The sequence below is a fragment of the Streptomyces sp. 13-12-16 genome, assembly GCF_002114215.1.
Taxonomy (GTDB): Bacteria; Actinomycetota; Actinomycetes; order Streptomycetales; family Streptomycetaceae; genus Streptomyces.
Genome location: NZ_NCTE01001010.1, coordinates 1 through 3093, shown reverse-complemented (window position 1 = coordinate 3093; position 3093 = coordinate 1). Strand labels below are relative to the sequence as shown.

General features: G+C 72.7%; 4 protein-coding genes and 1 pseudogene. 2 read left to right on the top strand and 3 right to left on the bottom strand.

Annotated features, from left to right (window positions below):
• Both B7767_RS34180 and B7767_RS34175 read right to left on the bottom strand, forming a co-directional pair.
• Positions 1–267 (bottom strand): annotated as a pseudogene (locus B7767_RS34180) (peptidoglycan-binding protein); the annotation flags it as partial.
• 76 nt (positions 268–343) lie between these two features.
• Positions 344–1174 (bottom strand): hypothetical protein, encoded by an 831-nt coding sequence (locus B7767_RS34175; RefSeq protein ID WP_085575489.1) that lies wholly within the window; start codon positions 1172–1174, stop codon positions 344–346.
• 129 nt (positions 1175–1303) lie between these two features.
• On the opposite strand from B7767_RS34175, the gene B7767_RS34170 reads away from it, so the two are divergent.
• Together B7767_RS34170 and B7767_RS34165 are read left to right on the top strand one after the other, a co-directional pair.
• A complete protein-coding gene (locus B7767_RS34170) occupies positions 1304–2023 on the top strand; it encodes a TetR family transcriptional regulator (protein ID WP_085575488.1) in 720 nt (239 codons plus the stop codon).
• 162 nt (positions 2024–2185) lie between these two features.
• Complete coding sequence (locus tag B7767_RS34165) at positions 2186–2602, top strand: Zn-ribbon domain-containing OB-fold protein (protein WP_085575487.1); 417 nt, start codon at positions 2186–2188, stop codon at positions 2600–2602.
• A gap of 30 nt (positions 2603–2632) precedes the next feature.
• Here B7767_RS34165 and B7767_RS34160 read toward each other — a convergent pair whose 3' ends face one another.
• Positions 2633–3013 carry a PPOX class F420-dependent oxidoreductase gene (locus tag B7767_RS34160; RefSeq protein WP_085575486.1) on the bottom strand — a complete coding sequence of 127 codons (381 nt, stop codon included), beginning with the start codon at positions 3011–3013 and terminating at the stop codon, positions 2633–2635.
• Between the last annotated feature and the right edge of the window lie 80 nt (positions 3014–3093).

Sequence of the window (3093 nt, the reverse complement as noted above, 5' to 3'; positions counted from 1 at the left end):
CGCGGCGGCGGCCACGGCGAGCACCAGGGCGGTGCGGCGGATCCCGGAGGTGCGCCGGGCCGCGGCCACGGGCGGGAGCTCCTGTGTCCGTTCCTCGGACCCGTGCGGCGGCCGGGGCGACGGCACCTGCTCGTACCCGCCCCGCCCCGCCTCCTCGCACTCCCGGAACAGCTCCGCGAGTGCGTCGGTGCGGCGCGGGCGCAGGACGCGGACGGGTTCGAGGGGCGGCCCGTCGTGCGGCCGTCCCGGTCCGGACGGTGTCGTCACGTCGCTCTCCTTCCGTGCCGCGCGGGGGGGGTCGGTCCGCTTGCGCATAGAGGTACGTGACGGAGGTCCCGCGGGTTCAGGCGTCGCGGAGGAAGCGGCGCAGAGACGCCGTCATGGCGGACACGAACGCCTCCCGGCCGGTGTCGTCGAGGGCGTCGAGGGACAGGTAGGGATTGAGGTCCTCCAGTTCGACCAGCAGCAGTTCGCCGTCCGGCGTGCGGCAGGCGTCGACGCGCTGGATGCCGTGGTCGAGGGTGTTCCAGTCGATGAAGCCCCGGGCGAAGTCCAGGTCCTCCCGGCCGGGTTCGTACGGCTCCAGCTCCCAGCGGCGCTCGGGGCGCGGGGCGTAGAGGGCGTACTGGAAGTCGTGGTCGACGAAGTAGAAGGAGACCTCGTGGGCGAAGTCGACGTGCGGCTGCACCAGGACCTCCCCGTCGACGAGTCCGCGCACCTCGTCCGCGGGAACGACGCGCAGCCCTATCGAGTCGGCGCCGAGCCTGGGCTTGACCACGTACCGCTCCGTGCCGGGCAGCAGGTGCAGGTCCTCCGGCCGGTCGACGGTGGGGATCACCGGACGGCCGGCGGCGGTCAGGTCGAGCAGGTACTGCTTGCCGGCCATGTCGCCCCTGCCGGTGAGCGGGTTGTAGACCGGTGTGCCGGTCGCGGCGGCGCGCTCGCGGAAGGCGTCGTAGGCGTCCCGGTACGCCAGTACGGGACCGCTGTTGCGGACCACGACGGCGTCGAAGCCGTCCATCAGGGCGACGGCGTCCCGCGGGTGGCACAGGGCGAGGTCGATGTGCTCGCGCAGCCGGGAGGTGAGGAAGACGTCCTCGTCGCAGTAGCGGCGCCCGCGGGCCGGGTAGGCCAGGTCGGTGACGTACAGGACGCGGGGACGGGCGGGCGGCATACGGGCTCCTCGGGGACGGCGGTGGCTCGATCATAGGAACGGCCTGCGGGAAGGGGACGCGGCGGTACCGAGTTCCGTGCATGTGGGCACCGAGTGCCATCAGTGGCTTCCCGGTGCTACGTTCCGTGCATGAGCTCCAGCAGTGCGGCTCCCGGCCGCGGGGACAGCGCCGAGAAGCCGCCGATGCGGGACGCCCTGGTCGCGGCGGCGTTCCGGCTGTTCCTGGAACGGGGCTACGAACAGACCACGGTCGACGACATCGTGGCGCTCGCCGGGGTGGGCCGGCGGTCCTTCTTCCGCTACTTCCCGTCCAAGGAGGACGTGGTCTTCCCCGACCACGAGCGCTGCCTCGCCGACATGACGGCCTTCCTGGCGGCGGGCTCCGACGACGATCCGGTGCGCAGGGTCTGCGACGCCGCCCGGCTGGTGATGCTGATGTACGCCGAGAACCCGGCGTTCTCCGTGCAGCGCTACCGCCTCACCAAGAGCGTGCCCGGACTGCGGGCGTACGAGCTGTCCGTGGTCTGGCGGTACGAGCGGGCGCTGGCCGGATTCCTGCGGGGCCGCTTCGCCGGTCTGCCCGACGGCAGCCTCCGCGCCGACGTGATCGCGGCTGCGGTGGTCGCGGCGCACAACAACGCGCTGCGCTCCTGGCTGCGTTCGGAGGGGAAGGAGGACGCGGAGGCCGCGGTGGACCACGCGCTGGGACAGGTGCGGGCCGCGTTCGGCGCCGGGCCCGTCGCCGCGGCGGGCGAGGGGCCCGAGGACGTGGTGGTGGTCGTCTCGCGGCGCGGGGCACCGCTGTGGAGGGTGGTGCAGGAGCTGGAGACCGCGCTCGGGCGCGGGTGACCCTGCACGGATGTCCACCCCATTTTGGGGGTACGGAGTGCCTTTACGAGTGGCACTGAGTGCCATACTCTGTGGCTGTGCACGGTGGCAGGGCGCACCGGCACGCGCGTGCCGGGTGACCGCGCACGCGGGATTCCGGCCGAGTGCAGGGAGTTGACCAGCGTGTACCACCACTCAGGAAGCGTCGCTCAGCAGGCAGCCGGCTCCGCGACGGGTGTCCTCGATCCCCAGGGCAGGGACCACGCGGAGGCCATGATCTTCCAGCGCTGCACCTGGTGCGGCACCGCCATGTACCACCGGCTGCTCTGCCCGGTCTGTCAGGGCAGCGACCTGCGCACGGAGCGCAGCGAGGGCGTCGGGACGGTCCGCCATTCCACGGTGCTGCACCGCAACACCCCGGCGGCCCGCAATGTGTCCCTGATCGAGATGGCCGAGGGGTTCGTGGTGCGCGGCCGGGTCATGGGGCCGCCCATCGGCATCCACGGCGGCGACCGGGTGCGGCTGTCGACGGCCAAGGACCCGGTGCGTGGCGAGCCGGTCTTCCAGTTGGTGGACGAGCCGTTCCGGGCCTGGACCTGACGGTCCGCCGGGCACGTCCGGGCGCGCGGATCAGAGCGTGATGCGGATGCCGACCGTGCCGCTCGCACCCCGGCGCAGCCTGCTGCCCAGCAGGGTCAGCCGCCCCACGAGGCCGTACTTGCGGCCGATCAGCTTCCGGTAGCGGGCGGTGGTGGCCGGGTCGCAGATCTCCGCCGTGGCGGGGACCTGGTCACCGGTCGGGTTGCCGCGTATGTCGCAGGGGCCGACGAGGACGTCACCGCGGGCGCGGATCCGCTTCACCTTCCACGAGTCGGCGACGGTCCACACCCCGAGGGCGTCACCGTCCCGCACCACCCACACCGGCGTGGCGACGGGCGTGCCGTTCTTGCGGTAGCTGGTGACCAACAGGTACTTCCCCGCCCCGAGCAGGTCCCGCAACGCGTCGTCCATGCGGGGAAGTCTAAGCAGGTCCGGCGAAGTCCGCCGCGGTTCGGCGGTACACCGAAGGGGCGCGGGACCGTAGCGGCGTG

Coding starts and splice junctions, on each gene's coding strand:
- B7767_RS34175 (WP_085575489.1), bottom strand. CDS start 1,174: ATGCCGCCCGCCCGTCCCCGCGTCCTGTACGTCACCGACCTGGCCTAC.
- B7767_RS34170 (WP_085575488.1), top strand. CDS start 1,304: ATGAGCTCCAGCAGTGCGGCTCCCGGCCGCGGGGACAGCGCCGAGAAG.
- B7767_RS34160 (WP_085575486.1), bottom strand. CDS start 3,013: ATGGACGACGCGTTGCGGGACCTGCTCGGGGCGGGGAAGTACCTGTTG.